General features: G+C 68.1%; 16 protein-coding genes, 2 tRNA genes and 2 pseudogenes. 3 read left to right on the forward strand and 17 right to left on the reverse strand.

What is annotated here, in order from left to right; all coding sequences use genetic code 11:
• Positions 1-39 precede the first annotated feature (39 nt).
• From rodA to AB0L75_RS18895, 9 genes are all read right to left on the reverse strand, one after another.
• Positions 40-1,239, reverse strand: a complete 1,200-nt coding sequence (rodA, locus tag AB0L75_RS18855) for a rod shape-determining protein RodA (RefSeq protein WP_365182096.1) — start codon at positions 1,237-1,239, stop codon at positions 40-42.
• Positions 1,236-3,494 carry a penicillin-binding protein 2 gene (gene mrdA / locus AB0L75_RS18860; protein WP_365182098.1) on the reverse strand — a complete coding sequence of 753 codons (2,259 nt, stop codon included), beginning with the start codon at positions 3,492-3,494 and terminating at the stop codon, positions 1,236-1,238. The genes rodA and mrdA overlap by 4 nt, the downstream gene beginning before the upstream one ends.
• Positions 3,495-3,661: 167 nt before the next feature.
• The gene (gene mreD / locus AB0L75_RS18865; RefSeq protein ID WP_365182100.1) at positions 3,662-4,339 is read right to left on the reverse strand and encodes a rod shape-determining protein MreD; all 678 of its coding nucleotides are present in this window, start codon (positions 4,337-4,339) and stop codon (positions 3,662-3,664) included.
• 11 nt (positions 4,340-4,350) lie between these two features.
• On the reverse strand, positions 4,351-5,289 hold the full coding sequence (mreC, locus tag AB0L75_RS18870) for a rod shape-determining protein MreC (protein ID WP_365182102.1): 939 nt from the start codon (positions 5,287-5,289) through the stop codon (positions 4,351-4,353).
• 163 nt (positions 5,290-5,452) lie between these two features.
• Positions 5,453-6,472, reverse strand: a complete 1,020-nt coding sequence (locus AB0L75_RS18875) for a rod shape-determining protein (protein ID WP_014672705.1) — start codon at positions 6,470-6,472, stop codon at positions 5,453-5,455.
• A 311-nt stretch (positions 6,473-6,783) separates the two neighbouring features.
• Positions 6,784-7,197, reverse strand: a complete 414-nt coding sequence (ndk, locus tag AB0L75_RS18880) for a nucleoside-diphosphate kinase (RefSeq protein WP_365182104.1) — start codon at positions 7,195-7,197, stop codon at positions 6,784-6,786.
• 66 nt (positions 7,198-7,263) lie between these two features.
• Complete coding sequence (locus tag AB0L75_RS18885; RefSeq protein WP_365182106.1) at positions 7,264-7,620, reverse strand: DUF4233 domain-containing protein; 357 nt, start codon at positions 7,618-7,620, stop codon at positions 7,264-7,266.
• A 9-nt stretch (positions 7,621-7,629) separates the two neighbouring features.
• Positions 7,630-9,144 carry a folylpolyglutamate synthase/dihydrofolate synthase family protein gene (locus tag AB0L75_RS18890; RefSeq protein ID WP_365182108.1) on the reverse strand — a complete coding sequence of 505 codons (1,515 nt, stop codon included), beginning with the start codon at positions 9,142-9,144 and terminating at the stop codon, positions 7,630-7,632.
• Positions 9,145-9,374: 230 nt separating this feature from the next.
• Complete coding sequence (locus AB0L75_RS18895; protein ID WP_365182110.1) at positions 9,375-11,999, reverse strand: valine--tRNA ligase; 2,625 nt, start codon at positions 11,997-11,999, stop codon at positions 9,375-9,377.
• Positions 12,000-12,136: 137 nt separating this feature from the next.
• Between AB0L75_RS18895 and AB0L75_RS18900 the strand changes: the two genes are divergently transcribed.
• Positions 12,137-13,120, forward strand: a complete 984-nt coding sequence (locus tag AB0L75_RS18900) for a hypothetical protein (RefSeq protein ID WP_365182112.1) — start codon at positions 12,137-12,139, stop codon at positions 13,118-13,120.
• Between the two features lie 619 nt (positions 13,121-13,739).
• Here AB0L75_RS18900 and AB0L75_RS18905 read toward each other — a convergent pair.
• A pseudogene (locus AB0L75_RS18905) lies at positions 13,740-13,973 on the reverse strand (ATP-dependent Clp protease ATP-binding subunit ClpX); the annotation flags it as partial.
• Positions 13,974-14,099: 126 nt separating this feature from the next.
• Here AB0L75_RS18905 and AB0L75_RS18910 point away from each other — a divergent pair.
• Positions 14,100-14,717, forward strand: coding sequence for a Uma2 family endonuclease (locus AB0L75_RS18910; protein ID WP_365182113.1), 618 nt, complete (start codon positions 14,100-14,102; stop codon positions 14,715-14,717).
• 80 nt (positions 14,718-14,797) lie between these two features.
• Here AB0L75_RS18910 and clpX read toward each other — a convergent pair whose 3' ends face one another.
• From clpX to AB0L75_RS18935, 5 genes are all read right to left on the reverse strand, one after another.
• Positions 14,798-16,084, reverse strand: coding sequence for an ATP-dependent Clp protease ATP-binding subunit ClpX (gene clpX, locus AB0L75_RS18915; protein ID WP_365182115.1), 1,287 nt, complete (start codon positions 16,082-16,084; stop codon positions 14,798-14,800).
• Between the two features lie 171 nt (positions 16,085-16,255).
• Positions 16,256-16,921 (reverse strand): ATP-dependent Clp protease proteolytic subunit, encoded by a 666-nt coding sequence (locus tag AB0L75_RS18920; protein ID WP_365182116.1) that lies wholly within the window; start codon positions 16,919-16,921, stop codon positions 16,256-16,258.
• Positions 16,922-16,990: 69 nt separating this feature from the next.
• Positions 16,991-17,596 carry an ATP-dependent Clp protease proteolytic subunit gene (locus AB0L75_RS18925; protein ID WP_094221271.1) on the reverse strand — a complete coding sequence of 202 codons (606 nt, stop codon included), beginning with the start codon at positions 17,594-17,596 and terminating at the stop codon, positions 16,991-16,993.
• Between the two features lie 323 nt (positions 17,597-17,919).
• Entirely contained in the window at positions 17,920-19,308 is a 1,389-nt protein-coding gene (gene tig, locus AB0L75_RS18930; RefSeq protein WP_365182117.1) for a trigger factor, read from the reverse strand.
• A gap of 179 nt (positions 19,309-19,487) precedes the next feature.
• Positions 19,488-19,564: transfer RNA gene (locus AB0L75_RS18935), tRNA-Pro, on the reverse strand.
• Positions 19,565-19,725: 161 nt separating this feature from the next.
• On the opposite strand from AB0L75_RS18935, the gene AB0L75_RS18940 reads away from it, so the two are divergent.
• Positions 19,726-19,796, forward strand: a tRNA-Gly gene (locus AB0L75_RS18940).
• A 776-nt stretch (positions 19,797-20,572) separates the two neighbouring features.
• Here AB0L75_RS18940 and AB0L75_RS18945 read toward each other — a convergent pair.
• Both AB0L75_RS18945 and AB0L75_RS18950 read right to left on the reverse strand, forming a co-directional pair.
• Positions 20,573-20,767: a hypothetical protein gene (locus AB0L75_RS18945; protein ID WP_365182119.1), complete on the reverse strand. Its 195-nt coding sequence runs from the start codon at positions 20,765-20,767 to the stop codon at positions 20,573-20,575.
• A 461-nt stretch (positions 20,768-21,228) separates the two neighbouring features.
• A pseudogene (locus AB0L75_RS18950) lies at positions 21,229-21,476 on the reverse strand (IS630 family transposase); the annotation flags it as partial.

Here is a 21,476-nt window from a genome sequence, read left to right on the forward strand (position 1 = left end):
CCGGTGTACGGCCGGCCCACGGAGGCCTACGCCGGATACCTACGCCGACATCGGTCTCTGCACCTTGATCGACTGCAGCAGTCCCACGGCCACCCACACGGCGAACATCGACGAGCCGCCGTAGGACACGAACGGCAGGGGCAGACCGGTGACCGGCATGATGCCGAGGGTCATGCCGATGTTCTCGAAGGACTGGAAGGAGAACCAGGCGACGATCCCCGCGGCCACGATCGTCCCGTACAGCTCGGTGGAGTCGCGGGCGATACGGCAGGCGCGCCACAGCACCACGCCCAGCAGGAAGATGATCAGGCCAGCGCCGACGAAGCCCAGCTCCTCCCCCGCGACCGTGAAGACGAAGTCGGTCTGCTGCTCGGGCACGAACTGGCCGGTGGTCTGCGAGCCGTGGAAGAGACCGGCCCCCATCAGGCCGCCGGAGCCGATCGCGATACGGGCCTGGTTGGTGTTGTAGCCGACGCCCGCCGGGTCCAGGTCCGGGTTGGCGAACGCGGCGAAGCGGTTGATCTGGTACTGGTCCAGGATGTGCAGCTGCCAGATCGCGACACAGCCGAGCACACCGGCGAGGAGCAGGCCGAAGATCCAGCGGTTGGAGGCACCGGAGGCGAGCAGCACGCCCAGGATGATGGCCACCATGGCGAGGACCGTGCCGAGGTCGGGCATGAGCAGCACGATCAAGATCGGCACGGTGGCCAGGCCGAGTGCCTGCATCACCGTGCGGTGGTCGGGGTGCGGCTTGTCCCCGGCGTCGACCCGGGCCGCCAGTATCATCGCCATGCCCAGGATGATCGAGACCTTCACGAACTCGGCGGGCTGGAGCGAGAAGCCGCCGCCGAAGACGATCCAGTTGCGGCTGCCGTTGATGGTGGCGCCGAGCGGGGTGAGCACGAGCAGCACGCCGAACAGTGAGATGCCGTAGAGGATCGGCACGGCGTTGCGCAGGGCGCGGTGGCCGAGCCAGATCGTGCCGATCATCAGGGCGAGCCCGATGCCGAGGTTCATCAGATGGCGGACCAGGAAGTAGTACTGGTCGCCCTGGTTGATCTCGGTGCGGTTGCGGGTCGCGGAGTACACCAGCAGCGAGCCGATCAGCGACAGCACGACGGCGGCCAGCAGTATCGGCCAGTCCAGTCGGCGGGTGAGCGAGTCGCGGGCGAAGATCCTGGTCCAGCCGGCGCGCTCGGGGCCGTACCCGGAGACGGAGAAGCTGTTCGCGCCGGTCATGAGGGCATCCTCCGGCTTCCCCTGCCGCGATCGCGCCGTGGCCGCCTGCGGGTGTTGCGGTTGCGTGTGGTGGGCGATGCGGTGGCGGCGGGCTGGTTGCTGTCGCCGTTGCTCGGGTTGTCCTTCTGGGAGGCCTCGGCGTCCTTGCCCGGGTCGCCGGTGACCTTGGGGGCGGCGATCGTGCCGTCCGTGCGGACCTTCGGCAGGCCCTTCTGCGGCTCGGGCAGCAGCGCCTTCTTCTTGTCGATGGAGCCGTCGCCCTGGACGCCGTAGAGCGCGCTGTAGATGTTGCGCACGGCCTCACCGGAGGAACCGGAACCCGTACCGGCCTGGGCGATCGTCATGATCACCGAGTAGTCCTTGGTGTACGTGGCCAGCCAGCCGGTGGTCTGTTTGCCGTAGACCTCCGCCGTACCGGTCTTGCCGTGCAGCTGGATCTTGTTCTGCGGCCAGCCGTTGAACTTCCAGGCCGCCGTACCTCGGGTGATGACGCCCGCGAAGGCGTCGTCCATGCCCTTGAGGGTGGCCTGGCTGACGGGCAGCTTGCGCTGCACCTTTGGCTTGATCTCCTGGACGGACTTGCCGTCGGGGCTGATGATCGCCTTGCCGATGGTCGGGACATACTCGGTGCCGCCGTTGGCGACGGCGCCGTAGATCATCGCCTCCTGTATCGGCGTGACGAGGGTGTCGCCCTGGCCGATGGAGTAGTTGATCTCGTCACCCTCACGCATCTTGTTACCTTCGAGGCAGTTCTCGTAGGCGATCTTCTCGACGTAGGAGCCGTTCTTCTTGCCGGACTTGCACCAGGCGTCCTTGTTGGCCTTCCAGTAGTCCAGCTTCCACTGGCGGTCGGGGACGCGGCCGGTGACCTCGTTGGGCAGGTCGATGCCGGTCTCCTTGCCGAGGCCGAACTGGTGGGCCGTCTTGAAGAACCAGTCCCTCGGCTGCCCCCTCTTGGGGTTGATGCCGCCGTCCTTCTTCCATTCCCTGTCGCCGAGGCCGTAGAAGACGGTGTCGCAGGAGACCTCCAGGGCGCGGCCCAGGGAGATCGGGCCGAAGTTCTCGCCCTCGAAGTTCCTGAAGACCTGGCCGCCCACCGAGTAGGAGCTGGTGCAGGGGTAGCCGCCGTCCCAGACGTAGCCGGCCTGGACCGCGGCGGCCGTGGAGACCACCTTGAACGTCGAACCGGGGGCCGCCTGACCCTGTATGGCCCTGTTGAGCAGCGGGTAGTCGGAGTCCTTGCCGGTGAGGGACTTGTAGTCCTTGGCCGAGATGCCGCCCACCCATACGTTCGGGTCGTAGGTCGGTGCCGAGGCCATCGCGACGATCCGGCCGGTCTTGGCCTCCATGACGATGACGGCGCCGGAGTCGGCCTTGTAGTTCTCGCCGGTGTTCTTGTCGACCTGCTGGCGGGCGGCCTTCATGGCCTTGTCCAGTTCGTACTCGGCGACGCGCTGCACGCGGGAGTCGATGCTGGTGACCAGGTTGGAGCCGGGCTCGGCGGGGTCCGCCTTGGCCTTGCCGATGACCCGGCCGAGGTTGTCGACCTCGTAGCGGGTGACGCCGGCCTTGCCGCGCAGCTCCTTGTCGTACTCCCGCTCCAGGCCGGAGCGGCCGACCATGTCGGAGCGCAGATAGGGCGAGTCGGTGTTCTTGGCCTTCTGGATCTCGTCGTCGGTGACGGGCGAGAGATAGCCGAGCACCTGCGCGGTGTTGGACTTGCCCGGGCCCGGATAGTGACGCACGGCCTCGGGCTCGGCGGTGATGCCGGGGAAGTCCTCGGAGCGCTCGCGGATCTGCAGGGCCTGCTTCGGGGTGGCCTCGTCGGTGATCGGGATCGGCTGGTACGGCGAGCCGTTCCAGCACGGCTGGGGGGTCTTGGCGTCACACAGCCGCACCTTCTGGATGACGTCCTCGGGTTTCACGCCGAGGACACCGGCCAGCTTGGTGAGGACGGCCTTGCCGTCGTCCCGCTGCTTGAGCAGGTCGGTACGGGAGGCGGAGACGACCAGGCGGGCCTCGGTGTCGGCGAGGGGCACGCCGCGGGCGTCCAGGATGTCGCCGCGCACGGCGGGGTCGACGACCTGCTGGACGTGGTTTCCGGAGGCCTCCTTCTGGTACTGGGCGCCCTCGCGGATCTGCAGATACCAGAGCCGGCCGCCGAGCGTGCCGAGGAGGGAGAGGACAAGGATCTGGATCACGACGAGCCGGATCTGGACCCGTGGGGTCCGACCGGTCTCGGGGATGTTGGTCACTGCGGCTGTCTCCCCCTCTCAGTGCGCGGACGTCTGTGCGCGCGGCGCAGGTGTGCGAACCGGTCGCGTGCGTACGAATGATGAACGACCAGCCTGTGAGCCCGCGTTCCGCGGAGGCTGCCCCGTTCGGATGAACTCCTCGGGACCCACGGGCGCCTGACCCTGCTTCACAGCCGCTTGACCCCCTTGATCCGGGCGACCCGGGCGGAGCGGGTACGGGCCTTGGCCTTCAGCGCGCCGAGGCCGCCACGCTGGCTGCCGATGCGCAGGCCGGTGCCGGAGGAGAGCCAGCCGGTGGAGATGTCGCCGGCCTTGGCGGCGGGGCTGGTCTCGGTGAGCGGGTCGTTGTCGGAGCGCCGGGCCAGCCACATGATCCCGGGGACCACGAAAGGGGCGAGCAGCAGGTCGTACAGGGCCGCCGAGAACAGCAGCCCGGGCAGGCCGACATGGCGGGCGGCGGTGTCGCCGACCAGGGCGCCGACGCACGCGTACAGCAGTGTGGAGCCGATCGCGGCGGCGACCACGACGGCCATCGGGCCGGTCGCCGACTTCAGGCGGCCGTTCTCCGGCCGGATCAGCCCGGCGGCGTAGCCGATGACGCACAGCACGAGCGCGTAGCGGCCGGCCGCGTGGTCGGCGGGCGGGGCGAGGTCGGCGAGCAGACCGGCGCCGAAGCCGACGAGGGCGCCGCCGACATGGCCGTACACCATGGCGAGGCCCAGGACAGTGAGCAGCAGCAAGTCGGGCACGGCGCCCGGCAGGTGCAGGCGGGCGAGGACGCTCACCTGGATCACCAGGGCCACGACGACGAGTGCGGTGGAGAGCAGGATCCGGTTGAGGCGCATGGGTTCGGCTCCTACTGCTGCTGGTCGGTGGCGGAGGCGTCGGGGGACGGGGTCACCGTGACGGTCACCGTAGGCGTCGGGACGGGCTTGGGCTTGGCCGGCAGGACCTCGTCACGCGGGTCCTTCTTCGGGGCCTGGACCACCACGCCGACGATGTCGAGCTTGGTGTAGCCGACGTACGGGGTGACGTAGATGATGCGGGTGAGGCCGCCGTTGGAGGGGTCGATGCGGGAGACCACGCCGACCGGGACGCCCGGCACGAACGGCCGGTCGGCCTCCGAGCCGAAGGTGACGAGCCGGTCGCCCTTCTTGACGTCCGCCCTGCCGTTGAGCAGCTCCACACGCAGCGGGCGGTCGCCCTGCCCGGAGGCGAAGCCGAGTTCGTCGCCGCCTTCCATGCGGGTGCCGACGGTGAAGTCGGGGTCGTTGGCGAGCAGCACGGTGGAGGTGTCGGGACCGACGGTGGTGACCCGGCCGACCAGTCCGTCGCCGTTGAGCACGGTCATGTCGCGCTTGATGCCGTCGTTGGCGCCGACGTCGATGGTGATGGTCCAGGAGAAGCCCTGCGCCGCTCCTATGGCGATGACCTGGGCGCCCTTGATGCCGTACTGGCCCTCGCCGGCGATCTTCAGCATCCTGTCGAGCTGGTTCAGGCGGCTGCGGTTGCGGTCGTCGCTGCCGAGCTTCGCCTTGAGGGCCGCGTTCTCCTTCTCCAGAGTGGCGAGCCGGTCGTGCCTGCTGCCGGAGTCCCGGATCGCGGAGACGGCGTTGCCGACGGGGTCGACCGCCGAGGACAGCCCGTTCTCGACGGGGCCGAACACCGCGGCCGCGGCCTGCCGCGCACCGTCGACCGGGGAGTTCCTGCCCCCGCGGATGTCCACCGTGATCAGCGCGAATGCGATGGCAACCAGCAGGACCAGGAGCAACCGGCTCTCTTTCGTGTCCCTCACGTGCGGCGGCCGTGCCCTTCCTCAATAGGAATTCGGGAGCCCCTTCGCGGGCGCGTTACGCGATTCGCAACCCGAGGGGCCCATTTGTGGGAGCTTATGCCTGCAATCAACGATCCGCCGTACGAGAGGAGAACGTCCCGTACGGCGGAATATAAGACTTACGTCATCTGCGCGGCTGGGCGTCCAGGACCTGCTGCAGCGCCTCGAACTCCTCGACGCACTTCCCGGAGCCGAGCGCGACGCTGTCCAGCGGATCCTCGGCGATGTGGATCGGCATCCCCGTCTCCCGGCGCAGCCGCTCGTCGAGCCCGCGCAGCAGGGCTCCACCGCCGGTCAGAACGATTCCTCGGTCCATGATGTCGCCGGACAGCTCCGGCGGGCACTTGTCGAGGGTCGTCTTGACCGCGTCCACGATCGCGTTGACGGGTTCCTCGATCGCCTTGCGGACCTCGGCGGCCGAGATGACCACGGTCTTCGGCAGCCCGGACACCAGGTCCCGGCCGCGGACTTCGGTGTGCTCGTCGGTGTCGAGGTCGTACGCCGAACCGATCGTGATCTTGATCTGCTCGGCCGTGCGCTCACCCAGCAGAAGGCTGTACTCCTTCTTGATGTACTGGATGATCGCGTTGTCCAGTTCGTCGCCCGCGACGCGGATGGACTGGGCGGTGACGATGCCGCCGAGCGAGATGACCGCGACCTCCGTGGTGCCGCCGCCGATGTCCACCACCATGTTGCCCGTGGCCTCGTGGACCGGCAGGCCGGAGCCGATAGCGGCCGCCATGGGCTCCTCGATGATGTGCACCTGGCGGGCGCCGGCCTGCGAGGACGCCTCGATCACGGCGCGGCGCTCGACGCCCGTGATACCGGAGGGCACACAGACGACGACCCGCGGCCGGGCGAGATAACGCCGCTTGTGGATCTTCAGGATGAAGTAGCGGAGCATCCGCTCGGTGATCTCGAAGTCGGCGATCACGCCGTCCTTCAGCGGGCGGACGGCCACGATATTGCCCGGCGTCCGGCCGATCATCTTCTTCGCTTCGGCACCGACCGCGAGGATCCCACCCGTGTTGGTGTTGATCGCGACGACGGACGGCTCGTTGAGTACGATTCCACGACCCCTGACGTACACCAGCGTGTTGGCGGTCCCGAGGTCGACAGCCATGTCACGGCCGATGAACGACATTGAGTTCCCCATCCGGATTCATCTGGCCTTCCTGAGCTTTTGAGGGCATATCAGGTCGGCGAGGCGGGTGCTGTGACGTGAAGGCTTCCATCGTAAACGCGCCTGCACGGCCACTGCGCGAGGGTCTCCGCCATTGTCACCAGATGGCGGCCCGCCCCGCTTGTGGAGACGGTCCAACGGAGGCACGCGTTCCCCCGATCGGCAAGGCATATGCCAAGGGACGACCGGAAATGTGCGGCCGTCCCTGGTCAGGCGCCACCGAACCGACCTGACGCCCCATCAGAAAAATTAGCGAGAACTCCGCGCGCGGCTCACGCGCGGCCCGGGAAGAAGATCTTCACCTCGCGCTCGGCGGACTCCTCGGAGTCGGAGGCATGGATCAGGTTCTCGCGGACGATCACGCCGTAGTCACCGCGGATGGAGCCGGGCGCGGCGGCGATCGGGTCGGTCGGGCCGGCGAGCGCGCGCACGCCCTCGATCACCCGCTCGCCCTCGACGATCAGCACGACGACCGGACCGGAGGACATGAACTCGACCAGCGGCTCGTAGAACGGCTTGCCGACGTGCTCGCCGTAGTGCTGCTCCAGCGTCGCCCGCTCCAGGGTGCGCAGCTCCAGCGCGGTGATCTGCCAGCCGGCCTTGCGCTCGATACGGCTGATGATCTCGCCGGTCAGGCCTCGACGGACAGCGTCGGGCTTGAGCAGGACGAGGGTGCGCTGGCTCACAGGGGGACTCCTTACGTGACGGACGTGTGCGGTGGGATGAGGTTACAGGGCGTGTCCGAACGACTGTTACGCAGCGTCAGCTGTGGAGGAGTCGCTCTGCGCCGCGAAGCGGGCCTTCGCCTCGTCCACCTTTCTGCCGAAGTGCACCGAAGCCCACCACAGCGCCGCGAACACCGCACCCATGAAGTACATGGTCGGCACGAAGACCCCGGAGGCGATCAGCGCGATCTGCAGGGCCCAGCCGAGGGCCACCCCGCCGGGCCGGGTCACCATGCCGCACAGCAGCACGCACAGCACCATCGCGATACCGCTGACCAGCCACACCGTGGACATGGACAGGCTCGGGTCCTTCATGGCGACGAGCCCGGCGAACCCGATGACGAAGAACTCGCCGATCAGTGTCGACGCACAGAGCGTACGCATCCTCGGTCCTCAGCCCTTCCCCAGCAGCAGCCGGGCCTCGCCGACGGTGATGACGGAACCGGTGACCAGCACGCCACCGCCCGCGAACTCGCCCTCCTCCTCGGCCAGCGTGATCGCGGCCTCCAGGGCGTCCGGCAGCCGCGGCTCGACCTGCACCCGCTCCTCGCCGAACACCTCGACCGCGATCGCGGCCAGCTCGTCCGCGTCCATCGCGCGCTGGGTGGAGTTCTGCGTGATGACGACCTCGGCGAAGATCGGCTCGAAGGCCTCCAGCAGACCCCGCACGTTCTTGTCGCCGCTCGCGCCCACGACACCGATCAGCCGGCTGAAGTCGAACGCCTCCTGCACGGCCTCGGCGGTGGCCGCGGCACCCGCCGGGTTGTGCGCCGCGTCCAGCACGACGGTCGGGGAACGCCGTACGACCTCCAGGCGGCCCGGCGAGGAAACGGCCGCGAAGGCCCTGCGGACGGCGTCGATGTCCAGCGGCTCGGCACGCTGCGCGCCGACACCGAAGAACGCCTCGACGGCGGCGAGGGCGACGGCCGCGTTGTGCGCCTGGTGGGCGCCGTACAGCGGCAGGTACACCTCGGCGTACTCGCCGCCGAGGCCGCGCAGCGTGAGCAGCTGCCCGCCGACGGCGACCTGCCGGTCGACGACCCCGAACTCCAGGCCCTCGCGGGCCACGGTGGCGTCCACCTCGACGGCCCTCTTCAGCAGCACCTGCGCCGCGTCCACCGGCTGCTGCGCCAGGATCACGGTGGCGTCCTGCTTGATGATGCCGCTCTTCTCGGCGGCGATCTCCGCGGTCGTCTCGCCGAGCCGGTCGGTGTGGTCCAGGTCTATCGGGGTGATCACGGCGACGTCGCCGTCGATGACGTTCGTGGCGTCCCAGGAGCCGCCCATGCCGACCTCGACGACGGCGACGTCGACGGGCGCGTCCGCGAAGGCCGCGTACGCCATGCCGGTGAGCACCTCGAAGAAGGACAGCCGGTACTCCTGCTGGGCGTCCACCATCTCGACGTACGGCTTGATGTCCTGGTACGTCTCGATGAACCGCTCGGCGGAGACCGGGGCGCCGTCCAGGCTGATCCGCTCGGTGATCGACTGCACATGGGGGCTGGTGTAGCGGCCGGTGCGCAGCTCGAAGGCGCCGAGCAGGGCCTCGATCATGCGGGCGGTGGAGGTCTTGCCGTTCGTGCCCGTGATGTGGATCGAGGGGTACGACCGCTGGGGCTCGCCGAGCACGTCCATCAGCGCGGAGATACGGCTGACCGAGGGCTCCAGCTTGGTCTCGCCCCAGCGCGTGGCCAGCTCCGACTCGACCTCGCGCAGGGCCCGGTCGACCTCCGGGTCCTCGGGTCGCCCGGGTACGTCTGCCTGCGGCGGGCCGCCCTGGGTGCGCAGGGTGCGGCTGCCGGCCTCGATGACCGCGAGGTCGGGGTCGCGGGTGGTCTCGGCCTCGATGAGTTCGTCGAAGCCGTCGAGGGGGTCCGGCTGGTCGTTTTCGTGCGGGTGGTCGCTCACGGGGCCAGTCTACGGAGCGGGGGTGACAAACGGCCGGTTCGGGGTGGTTGCTCTGCGACGCCGGGTGCGGGTGCGTCGTGGCTTGTCGCTCCCCCGAGTTCTCGGCTTCGCTCGAACCCCGGGGGACCCCCATCGCGCCTGAGTCGCATATCGATACAGCCCCGCGCCCCTGGGTCGGCGAAGGCCCCGGCGCCTCACATGCACCGGGGCCTTCGCTCACGCAGAACTGCTTACGCCGACGGCAACCTGTCCAGCTGGGCCTGGATCCGCGCGATGTCCTCCTCCGCCTTCGCCAGGCGGCCTCGGATCTTGTCGACCACGTTCTCCGGGGCCTTGGCCAGGAAGGCCTCGTTGCCGAGCTTGGCGTTCGCCTGGGCCTTCTCCTTCTCGGCGGCAGCCAGATCCTTCGCCAGCCGCTTGCGCTCGGCCGCCACGTCGATCGTGCCGGAGAGGTCCAGCGCGACCTCGGCGCCGGCGACCGGGAGGGTGGCCGTCGCCGTGAAGCTCTCGCCCTCCGGCTGGAGGCGCAGGAGCTGACGGATGGCGGCCTCGTGCGGGGCGAGGGCCGTGCCGTCCAGGGTCAGGCGGGCCGGGACCCGCTGACCGGGCTGGAGGCCCTGGTCGGCGCGGAAGCGGCGGACCTCGGTGATGACCGCCTGGAGGCTCTCGATCTCCCGCTCGGCGTCGGCGTCACGGAAGCCGCCGTCCTTCGGCCAGTCGGCGATCACGACCGACTCGCCGCCCGTGAGGGTCGTCCAGAGGGTCTCCGTGACGAACGGGACCACCGGGTGCAGCAGCCTGAGGGTGACGTCGAGGACCTCGCCCAGGACGCGCTTGGAGACCTCGGCCGGCTCGCCACCCGCCTGGAACGTCGTCTTGGACAGCTCGACGTACCAGTCGAAGACCTCGTCCCACGCGAAGTGGAAGAGGGCGTCGGAGAGCTTGGCGAACTGGAAGTCGTCGTAGAGCGCGTCGACTTCGGCGACGACGGAGTTGAGGCGGGAGAGGATCCAGCGGTCCGTCGAGGACATGGCCGACGGCTCCGGCAGCGGGCCGTCCACCGTGGCGCCGTTCATCAGCGCGAAACGGGTGGCGTTCCAGATCTTGTTGGCGAAGTTGCGGGAGCCCTGGACCCAGTCCTCGCCGATCGGGACGTCGACGCCGGGGTTGGCGCCGCGCGCGAGCGTGAAGCGCAGGGCGTCGGAGCCGTACTTGTCCATCCAGTCCAGCGGGTTGACCGCGTTGCCGAAGGACTTCGACATCTTCTTGCCGAACTGGTCGCGGACCATGCCGTGCAGGGCGATGGTGTGGAACGGCGGGGTGCCGTCCATCGCGTACAGGCCGAACATCATCATCCGGGCGACCCAGAAGAAGAGGATGTCGTAGCCGGTGACCAGGACGGAGTTCGGGTAGAACTTCGCGAGCGACTCGGTCTGCTCGGGCCAGCCGAGGGTGGAGAACGGCCACAGACCGGAGGAGAACCAGGTGTCGAGGACGTCGGTGTCCTGGTGCCAGCCCTCGCCGGAGGGGGCCTCGTCATCGGGGCCGACGCAGACGACCTCGCCGTTCGGGCCGTACCAGACCGGGATGCGGTGGCCCCACCACAGCTGCCGCGAGATGCACCAGTCGTGGAGGTTGTCGACCCAGTCGAAGTACCGCTTCTCCATCTCCTGCGGATGGATCTTGACCTTGCCCTCGCGGACGGCGTCACCGGCGGCCTTCGCGAGCGGGCCGACCTTGACCCACCACTGCATCGACAGACGCGGCTCGATGGTGGTCTTGCAGCGCGAGCAGTGGCCGACGGAGTGGACGTACGGCCGCTTCTCGGCGACGATCCGGCCCTCGGCGCGCAGCGCGGCGACGATCGCCGAGCGGGCCTCCAGGCGGTCCATGCCCTGGAAGGGGCCGTGGACGGTGATGACGGCGTGCTCGTCCATCACCGTGAGGGACGGCAGGTTGTGGCGCTGGCCGATCTCGAAGTCGTTCGGGTCGTGGGCCGGGGTGACCTTGACGGCGCCGGTGCCGAACTCGGGGTCGACGTGCTCGTCGGCGACGACCGGGATGGAACGCTCGGTCAGCGGGAGCCGGATGAGCTTGCCGACGAGGTGCTTGTAGCGCTCGTCCTCGGGGTGGACGGCGACGGCGGTGTCACCGAGCATCGTCTCGGCACGGGTGGTGGCGACGACGATGGCGTCGTCCCCGTCCCCGTACTTCATGGAGACCAGCTCGCCGTCGTCGTCCTGGTACTCGACCTCGATGTCCGAGATGGCGGTCAGACAGCGCGGGCACCAGTTGATGATGCGCTCGGCGCGGTAGATCAGCTCGTCGTCGTAGAGCCGCTTGAAGATGGTCTGAACGGCCTGCGAGAGCCCCTCGTCCATGGTGAAGCGCTCACGCGACCAGGCGACGCCGTCTCCCAGGCGCCGCATCTGTCCGCTGATCTGCCCGCCGGACTCGCCCTTCCATTGCCAGACGCGCTCGACGAAGGCCTCGCGGCCGAGGTCGTGCCGGGACTTTCCTTCCTTGCCCAGCTCCCTCTCGACGACGTTCTGCGTGGCGATGCCGGCGTGGTCCATGCCGGGCTGCCACAGCGTCTCGTAGCCCTGCATGCGCTTACGGCGGGTCAGGGCGTCGATGAGGGTGTGCTCGAAGGCGTGCCCGAGGTGGAGCGAGCCCGTGACGTTCGGCGGCGGGATGACGATCGTGTACGGCGGCTTGTCGCTCTTCGCGTCCGCCTCGAAGTAACCGCGCTCTACCCAGCGCTCGTACAGCGGGCCCTCTACATCGGCCGGCGCGTACTGGGTCGGCAGTTCGGAGTCGGGCGCGGGTGGCTGCTGCTGAGCGTTTTCGGTCACGGGGGTCAGTTTAGAGGTGTCACGGGGTGGTCCCGAAACGCGTTTGTTGTGTAACGGTGCGGCCCCCGGTGCCGCGTGCCTTCGGGGCCTGGGACAGGATGTCAGGAACACATAAGCGTCCTAGGGGGAACCCAGAAATGAGCAACAACCAGCCGGGCCCGTACGGCCAGCCGCCCCAGCAGCCGGGTCCGTACGGCCAGCCGGGGCAGCCTGCTCCGTACGGCCAGCAGGCGCCCTACGGCCAGCCGGGCCCGTACGGCCAGCAGCCGCAGGCTCCGCAGCCCGGCTACGGCTACCCCCAGCAGGCGCCGCCGGCTCCGCCGCAGCCGGGTTACGGCTACCCGCAGCAGGGCGGCGTGCCGCAGCAGCAGCCCTACGGCCAGCAGCCGCCGTACGGCCAGCAGCCCTACGGCATGCCGCAGCCGCCGCAGCCGGGTGGCGGCAAGAAGAAGACGGGCCTGATCATCGGCGCGGTCGCCGTGGTGGCGGCTGTGGCGGTGGGGGCGTACCTCGCGTTCAGCGGTAGCGGCGACAGCGTTGCGGACGACGGGCCGCACAAGCTGACGGCGCCGGATACCGTCATCAACGGTACGTACACGAAGTCGCCGACCTCGAACGGAAAGGTCAGCCCGTCCGACCTCAAGGGCTTCGAGAAGGCCGGCGTCAAGAACCCTCAGGGCGTCAGCGGCTCGTACCAGAACGGCAAGGGGCTGACCGCGAAGGGCCTGACCTTCAGCGGCGTGTACGGCACGATCGACAACCCCGAGGCCGTCCTCGACGCCGCGTTCGCCAAGGCCAAGGAGCAGTCCGAGAAAGACCAGAGCGACTCCGACATCAAGGGCAAGCTGATCGGCAGCCCCGAGACGGTCAACCCGTCGGGCTTCTCCAACGGCATCATGAAGTGCCAGGTGGCCGAGCTCGACAACACCGGTTCGTCGGCGTCGTCCGCCGGAACGGCGAAGACGATCAAGGTGCCGGTGTGCATCTGGGCCGACCACAGCACGATCGCCAAGGTCTTGTCATTCAGCGCCGCCGCCATGGCCACGGGCGACGCCGGCACGATCAACGACACGGCGGACCTGGCAGCCAAGCTCCGCAACGACGTGCGCGTCAAGGCCTGATACCTGCACAGCGACACTTCCCCATCGGAGAAGGCGGCTCGGGACATCGAGCCGCCTTCTCCTGCCTCACCGCCCCGCGCTGGAAGCGGAACGGCTGCGTGACGTGATCAGGCTCGGAGGCACGCCACCTCCGCGTCATCGATTTCGACGTGCACGTTCACGAGTCCACTGAGGCAGTTGGGGTTGGCCGTCTTTATGACGCCTGTGAAGATGGCCGGGTGTTGGCAAGCGGCCTTCACCTTGGGGCCGACCAGATAGCCACTGCTCTGGACGGAGTTGACACAGTCGCTTGGTGCTGCACTTGCGGGCTGACCACGATCAGCGGCAGAGCCCTGCCGCCGCCACCACGCCCGCCACCGCCGCCACCCGATTCATTCTCTGGAACTTCATTTCTGAGCCCTCCCGTTTTCAGCAGCCAGACACTCGAACAAGCATCCGACCCATGGTCGAGCACACTAGATCATAAAAAGGGGAGTGGGCTCCGGTTCCGGCGATGCGATGGCGTGATCAGGTCGTCAGTAGTCCGACACACGCCGACGGGCAGACACCCCATGCAGGGTGCCTGCCCGTCGGCGTGTCGGGATGCTCAGGCCGACTTCTGCTCCTCAGACCCCCGCCACAGGCCCCGGGCACCGGTCCGGCGGAGGATGGCCTGGTCGGCGATGACCCCCAGGGCCTCCCTCTCGAAGTCCAGCTCCACGGAGTCGAGTTCGAAGAGGCGCTGGTACTGCTTGAACAGGGCGTTGCGGGGCTCGACCAAGATCTTCAGGAGCGCTTCGCGGTCGAGGTTGTGGACCGAGGTGATCACGGGCAGGCGGCCGATGAACTCCGGGATCATGCCACGCTTCACCAGGCCTTCCAGCCTGACGCCCTCTGGCGCGCAACGACGGGGCACCTGAGGTCGGCTTTCACCGATCGGCTGTCACCGGCGGCGGCTACGCTGAGTATCGACTGGCCCACACTGCGAGGGAGACGCATCATGCCAGTGATGCTGGAACGACCGACGATAAGCGGCACCGACCCCCACCGCTTCGAGGATCTGCTCAACGCCCTCGACGAGCTGCACGTGCCCGACGGCTTCAAGGCCGAGATCATCAGGGGCAACATCGTCGTGTCGCCGTGGTCGAAGGCCTACTACCTCGACGTGATGGACCTGGTCTGCGATCAGCTACGGACTCGGCTGCCCGAGGGGCATCGGATCAGCGCCGCCCCTGCCTTGTACGTCTTCCCCGGCGTCGAGCGGGCGTACGGTCCTGACATCCACGCAGCACACCGAAAGACCCGCCGGACCGCAAGCAACCGTCTGGACGGCGACGGTCTCTCCTTCGTCGCCGAACTCACCTCACCCTCCACTCGCGACGACGACCTCACCGACAAGGTCGAGCGCTATGGGAAGTCAGGTGTGCCGCTCTACCTCCTGCTCGACATGCAGGAGGAACTTGCCACTGTTTACTGGTCGCCGACCGCCAAGGGGTATGCGTCCCATCTCACCGTCCCGTTCGGCGAGAAGCTCCGCATTCCGGCGCCGTTCGACTGCACCCTCGACACGACCGGATTCCGGGCGCCCACCGAGGATGACGAAGACCCCGACACGTGATGGGAGCGGCAGGCGGCGGAGACAGAAGAGGGGCTCCCGGCGTCGTTCTCGCCAGGAGCCCCTCGTACGCGTAGTACGGCCTACGCCGTCTTCTGCTCCCCGGTCCCCCGGCCCCGCGCGTCCCGGGGAATCAGTGTCGGGTTGACGTTGGAGAGGACCACGTCGGCTGTGATGACGACGCGGGCCACGTCCTTGCGGGACGGGACCTCGTACATGACGCCCTGGAGGACTTCCTCCATGATGGCGCGCAGGCCCCGGGCGCCGGTCTGGCGGAGGATGGCTTGGTCGGCGATGGCCTCCAGGGCCTCGCGCTCGAAGTCCAGCTCCACGCCGTCGAGTTCGAAGAGGCGCTGGTACTGCTTCACGAGCGCGTTGCGGGGCTCTACCAGGATCTTCAGGAGTGCTTCGCGGTCGAGGTTGTGGACCGAGGTGATCACGGGCAGGCGACCGATGAACTCCGGGATCATGCCGAACTTGACCAGGTCCTCGGGCATGACGTCCTCGAAGACGTCCTTGGCCTCCAGCTCGCGCTTGGAGAGGATCGTGGCGCCGAAGCCGATGCCCTTGGCGCCGGCGCGGGCCTCGATGATCTTCTCCAGGCCGGCGAAGGCACCGCCCACGATGAACAGGACGTTCGTCGTGTCGATCTGGATGAACTCCTGGTGGGGGTGCTTGCGGCCGCCCTGGGGCGGGACCGAGGCCGTGGTGCCCTCCAGGATCTTGAGCAACGCCTGCTGGACGCCCTCGCCCGAGACATCGCGGGTGATCGACGGGTTCTCGCTCTTGCGAGCCACCTTGTCGATCTCGTCGATGTAGATGATCCCGGTCTCAGCCTTTTTTACGTCGTAGTCCGCCGCCTGGATCAGTTTCAGGAGGATGTTTTCTACGTCCTCGCCCACATAACCCGCCTCTGTGAGCGCTGTCGCGTCCGCGATCGCGAACGGCACGTTCAGCATGCGGGCCAGGGTCTGGGCGAGGAGGGTCTTGCCGGAGCCCGTGGGGCCCAGCAGGAGGATGTTGGACTTCGCCAGCTCGATGGCGTCGTCACGGCCGCTCGGGCCGCCGTTCTCGCCCGCCTGGACCCGTTTGTAGTGGTTGTACACCGCGACCGAGAGGGCTTTCTTGGCGGCTTCCTGGCCGACCACGTAGCCCTCGAGGAACTCGTAGATCTCGCGGGGCTTGGGCAGCTCCTCCCAGCGCACCTCGCTGGTCTCCGCGAGTTCTTCCTCGATGATCTCGTTGCAGAGATCGATGCACTCGTCGCAGATGTACACACCGGGCCCTGCGATGAGCTTCTTGACCTGCTTCTGGCTCTTGCCGCAGAACGAGCACTTGAGCAGATCGCCGCCGTCACCGATGCGTGCCACGGTGTGCTTCCCCTTCGCCTGGGAGACGCCCGGACGCTTTCGAGTCCAGCGGCTCCTGGTGCTGCCTTATGTCCGACGGTACCTTGCCGGGCCCGGTGTTCGGGCCCCCCTTGGCAGGGTTCACTTTGACGTGCACCGTGCCAAGGGGGGCTCAGAGTATGCCGCTCCGCGTCAGCGGACCTCGGCGTTGTTCAGCTTGCGGGTGGAGATGATCTGGTCGACGAGGCCGTATTCCAGCGCCTCCTCGGCCGTGAGGATCTTGTCGCGCTCGATGTCCTCGCGGATCTTCTCGATCGGCTGGTTCGAGTGCTTCGCCAGCATGTTCTCCAGCTGCTCACGCATCCGGGTGAACTCGTTGGCGATGATCTCCAGGTCCGAGAGCTGACCGCGGCCGGTGGAGCCGGCCGGCTGGTGGATCAGCACCCGGGAGTTCGGCAGCGCCATGCGCTTGCCGGGCGTACCCGCGGCCAGCAGGATGGCCGCGGCGGAGGCCGCCTGGCCCATGCAGACCGTCTGGATGTCGGGCTTCACGAACTGCATCGTGTCGTAGATCGCCGTGAGGGCGGTCATGTCGCCGCCGGGGCTGTTGATGTAGATCGAGATGTCCCGGTCCGGGTCCATCGACTCCAGGCACAGCAGCTGCGCCATGACGTCGTTGGCGGAGGCGTCGTCGATCTGGACGCCCAGGAAGATCACGCGCTCTTCGAAGAGCTTCGCGTACGGGTCGTACTCGCGGATGCCCTGGGAGGTGCGCTCGACGAAGCGCGGGATGACGTAGCGGCTGTCGGGGCGAGGCCCCTCGTACATGCCGCTGGCGGCGCCGGGGAAGTTGCTCATGGGGTGTTCACCGTCCTGGTGGCGTTCTGGGGGCTTCGGTCTCGGCGGTGCGTGGCGTGGCCGGGCCGGTCAGGCACCGGTGCCGCCGCCTCCCGGAACACCCGAGGCGTGCGTGATGATCTCGTCAATGAGACCGTACTCCTTGGCCTCTTCCGGGGTGAACCAGCGGTCGCGGTCGCCGTCGCGGACGATCGTCTCGACGGTCTGGCCGGAGTGCAGCGCGGTCAGCTCGGACATGGTCTTCTTGGTGCGCAGCAGGTACTGGGCCTGGATCTTGATGTCCGAGACCGTACCGCCCAGGCCCGCGGAGCCCTGGTGCATCATGATGTCCGTGTGCGGCAGGGCGAAGCGCTTGCCGGCGGTGCCGCCGGTGAGCAGGAACTGGCCCATCGAGGCCGCCATGCCCATGCCGATCGTGACGACGTCGTTCGGGATGTACTGCATGGTGTCGTAGATCGCCATGCCGGCCGTCACCGAGCCGCCGGGGCTGTTGATGTAGAGGTAGATGTCCTTGTCCGGATCGGCGGCGAGGAGCAGCAGCTGCGCGGTGATCTTGTTGGCGATGTCGTCGTCGACCTGCTGGCCGAGGAAGATGATCCGCTCGCCGAGCAGCCGGTTGTAGACCTGGTCGCCGAGGCCACCACCGATGGAAGGCTCGCCGGCGGCGGAGGGCATCAGATTCGTCACGTATCCACCTGCTCGTCTTACGACGGCGCCGGGCCGTCTCATTGTTCTGCCTTTCATGGACCCTAACGCGATGGTCCCTTCGGGGAATCCCGGGAATGCGGGTGTTCGCCGGGGGCGTAGCGGCTCCGCCGTAGGACCGACGCGGTTCACGGAGGGTCGTGTGGCTGTCGTCGGGCCGCGGGTGGGTGGGGGGGGCTGGTCGCGCGGTTCCCCGCGCCCCTGACCACTCACCCCCGGCGGTACGACAAACGGGCCCCGGGGAAAGTCCCCAAGGGCCCGTTGTACGTGCGTCAGAGGCGCCGTAGGGCCGCTCAGCCCTCGGTCTTCTCCTCGGCGGCGTCGGAAGCCTCGGCGGCCTCGACCGTCTCGATGGCGGCCTCGGTCTCGTCCTCGTCGTCGAGGTCGACGATCTCGCCGTTGGTGTCCTTCACCGTGGCGGCCTCGACCACGACGGCCAGGGCCTTGCCGCGGGCGACCTCGCCGACCAGCAGCGGCACCTGGCCACCCTCGACGACGGCCTGGGCGAACTGGTCGGGGGACATGCCGGAGGAGGCCGCACGCCGCATGAGGTGCTCGGTCAGCTCCTCCTGGTTGACGTTCAGCTGCTCCTTCTTGACCAGCTCGTCGAGGACGAACTGGGTCTTGATGCCCTTGACCGCGGCCTCGCGGGTCTCGGTCTCGAACTCCTCGGCGGTCTTGCCCTGGATCTCCAGGTACTTGTCGAGGGTGAGGCCCATCTGGCCGAGCTGGTGGTGCTCCAGGTTGTGCTTGCGGGTGTTGACCTCGTCCTCGAGCAGCTTCTCGGGGACCGGGACCTCGACCAGCTCGAGCAGCTTCTCCAGGACGCGCTCCTGGGCCTGGGTGGCCTGGTCGAACTGCTTCATGTTCGCGAGGCGCTTGCGGCTGTCGGCCTTCAGCGCGTCCAGGGTGTCGAACTCGGAGGCGAGCTGCGCGAAGTCGTCGTCCAGCGCGGGCAGTTCACGGGCGGCGACCTGGGTGACCTTGACGGTGACCTCGGCCTCCTTGCCCGCGGCGGAGCCGCCCTTCAGCTCGGAGGTGAAGGTGGCCTCCTCGCCGGCCGCCTTGCCCTTGACGGCGTCGTCGATGCCGTCCAGCAGCTCGCCGGAGCCGATGGTGTAGGAGACGCCGTTGGCGATGCCGTCCTCCAGCACCTCGCCGTCGACCTTGGCCTCCAGGTCGATGGTGACGACGTCGCCGTCCTCGGCGGCACGCTCGACCGGGGAGGTGGAGGCGAAGCGCTCGCGCAGCTGCTCGACCGACTTCTCGATGTCCTCGTCGGTGACCTCGACGGCGTCGACCTCGACCTCGATGCCGGAGTAGTCCGGGATCTCCAGGGCCGGGCGGATGTCGACCTCGGCGGTGAAGTTCAGCGTCTCGCCGTCCTTCAGCTCGGTGATGTCGACGTCGGGCTGGCCCAGCGGGCTCAGCTCGGCCTCGTTGACCGCCTCGGTGTAGAACTTCGGCAGCGCGTCGTTGACGGCTTCCTCCAGGACCGCACCGCGGCCGAACCGCTGGTCGATGACCCGGGCCGGGATCTTGCCCTTGCGGAAGCCCTTCACCGTGACCTGCTGGTTGATCTTCTTGTACGCCGCGTCGAGGCTGTCCTTGAGCTCCTCGAAGGGCACCTCGACAGTGAGCCGAACCCGAGTCGGGTTCAGGGTCTCCACGGCGCTCTTCACGGTTCGGTCTCCTTGTGGCTGACTGCTTGGGTTCTGCCGGAGCCAGACAGGTCCGGCGGATTCGCCGCCCGGAGGAGTACGTAGGCCGTCGGGGCCGAGGTCACACGGGCGCGCAGCTTGCATAGTAACCGCAGGCGGTCGGCGCCCCAAAAGGCGATCATCACGGCGTCGTGAGCAGATGGTCGGGGTGGCGGGATTTGAACCCACGGCCTTCCGCTCCCAAAGCGGACGCGCTACCAAGCTGCGCCACACCCCGTCTGGTGCGACACGTAGGGTACATGCCCCGGCCGCTTACGTCGGCCGGATTCTTCGAGGCGGCGCGCGGCGGCGCCTCCGGGACCAACTCGTTGGCCTCGACGGCGGGCGACCCGCTACGATGCCTCCAGTGCTGCGGTCACCGACCTGCGGCGCACTGTTGCGGGCGTAGCTCAATGGTAGAGCCCTAGTCTTCCAAACTAGCTACGCGGGTTCGATTCCCGTCGCCCGCTCTGTACGGCTCAGGGCCAGGCCAGAGGATCAATCCTCCGCCTGGCCCTGATCGTTTCCGGGGGTTCCGCTCAGTCCGCCGTGTCCCCCGCGCACCCCTTGGGCTTTCGATCTTGCTAGACCGGTGCTCGAATGCGGGTGGATCGGAGCGGCGCGGGCGGTGCCGCGGCCCCACGCGCGCCATCAGCTCACATGTGCCGGCGCCGGTGGACGCGGCGAGGGTGTTGCCGGTGTGCCGAAGATCATGAAATGCAGGCCCTTGATCCCGGCCTCGTCGCAGACCTCGCGCCGCAGCCGGTTGAAGGGGACATGAAGGGCAGCGCAGCGCCCCCCATCATCCGGCCGGTCCGGGTCAGGGGGGCGGGCCGTGGCGGCGGACGTGGGGGACCTGAGTCCTCGCCGGGGATGTAGAGCGTGGCCGTCCTGGAGGGCGGGGCGTCGGCGCCCGGGTCCACCACGGGTCGGTGAAGGCGCCGCTGACCTTACGGGCGGCGGACGCCGTCTCGCGGCTGAACCGGATGCGGAACACGTCGTCGTCGGGGGTAGTGGTCGTGGACGACCTTGGCCGCGAACCGCCGGCGGAGCCGGGCCGGGCGTGGCCGCCGCGCTCTCCCTCAGCCGGCGCCGAGGCGGTCCTCGGTCCGGCAGCCGCCCGGCTTCGCTCTCCGCCGGGTCCGTCTCGCGCGGCGGCGCCGTCCCCGTTTTCCCCGCTGGTTCAGTTGTTCAGCGGTTGTCCAGCGTGTTCCGATCCGTCGCCCCCGCACCGGGGCGGAAGCGGTCAGAACTTGATCGAGCCGATGGAGTCCGCTATCGAGTTCAGGAAGCGGTCGATGGACGGGGCCATGCCGGTCGAGGCGAGGAAGAACCCGAAGAGGACCGCGACGATCGCGGGCCCGACCTTGATGCTCCCCCCTCTCAGCAGCACCACCAGGATGATCGCCAAAAGCAGCACTGCAGACAGTGAAATGGCCACAACTGATCACACCCTCGGTCGGTCCGCTCTCCCGGCCCGGAGGTACGGCCGCCGCACCCCCGCCAGAACCATCGTGCCACCAACCCGGCCGCCTCATGCGGCCCGTGACACAACGTCGGACACCGGACCCGCGCGGGCGATCCGCCGCACAGTAATTCGACGGGCCGTCCGTGATGCCGGTGCGCGCGACTTCCCGGGTAATTACGCGACTTCGTTTCCGCGCCCACACATCTTGTGCGCAGGTAATTCGAATTGCCGACGCAGAGACGCCGTATGCCCCATTTAGTCGGGATGAATCGGGACATCGAGGGTGAACTGATAACCCTTGCATGCGCTCCATCACGTGGACGGGGAGGCCGAGTTCCGTAAATGAAGGGGTCTCCAAGCCGATAACCAGGAATGGCTGCGGAAGTTTTACGAAATCCCGCAGACGACGCTAGTGTCTCGTGATCCCGATTGCGTTACTTCACGTTGTTATTGACGAGTTTCTTCACACTGGTCTGAACGAGTCGGACCTTGGCGAGGATCTCGTCGGCGGTGGCGGTCCAGGTGAAGGGCTTCGGGTTCTCGTTCCAGGAGTTGATGTAGTCGCGGATCTGTTTGACCAGGACGTTGACGCTCGCGAACGTGCCGCGGCGGATGGACTGCCGGGTGATGATCCCGAACCAGATCTCGATCTGGTTCAGCCACGAGGACCCGACGGGGGTGA

Origin of the sequence: Streptomyces sp. NPDC052101 (assembly GCF_040680235.1) — a bacterium.
In the GTDB taxonomy this organism is placed as follows: domain Bacteria; phylum Actinomycetota; class Actinomycetes; order Streptomycetales; family Streptomycetaceae; genus Streptomyces.

Excerpts from the sequence above, each read along its gene's own strand:
- AB0L75_RS18910 (WP_365182113.1), top strand. The coding sequence starts at position 14,100 with ATGCCAGTGATGCTGGAACGACCGACGATAAGCGGCACCGACCCCCAC.
- AB0L75_RS18925 (WP_094221271.1), bottom strand. The coding sequence starts at position 17,596 with ATGCCCTCCGCCGCCGGCGAGCCTTCCATCGGTGGTGGCCTCGGCGAC.
- AB0L75_RS18885 (WP_365182106.1), bottom strand. The coding sequence starts at position 7,620 with ATGCGTACGCTCTGTGCGTCGACACTGATCGGCGAGTTCTTCGTCATC.
- mreD (WP_365182100.1), bottom strand. The coding sequence starts at position 4,339 with ATGCGCCTCAACCGGATCCTGCTCTCCACCGCACTCGTCGTCGTGGCC.
- AB0L75_RS18900 (WP_365182112.1), top strand. The coding sequence starts at position 12,137 with ATGAGCAACAACCAGCCGGGCCCGTACGGCCAGCCGCCCCAGCAGCCG.
- AB0L75_RS18875 (WP_014672705.1), bottom strand. The coding sequence starts at position 6,472 with ATGTCGTTCATCGGCCGTGACATGGCTGTCGACCTCGGGACCGCCAAC.
- rodA (WP_365182096.1), bottom strand. The coding sequence starts at position 1,239 with ATGACCGGCGCGAACAGCTTCTCCGTCTCCGGGTACGGCCCCGAGCGC.
- AB0L75_RS18920 (WP_365182116.1), bottom strand. The coding sequence starts at position 16,921 with ATGAGCAACTTCCCCGGCGCCGCCAGCGGCATGTACGAGGGGCCTCGC.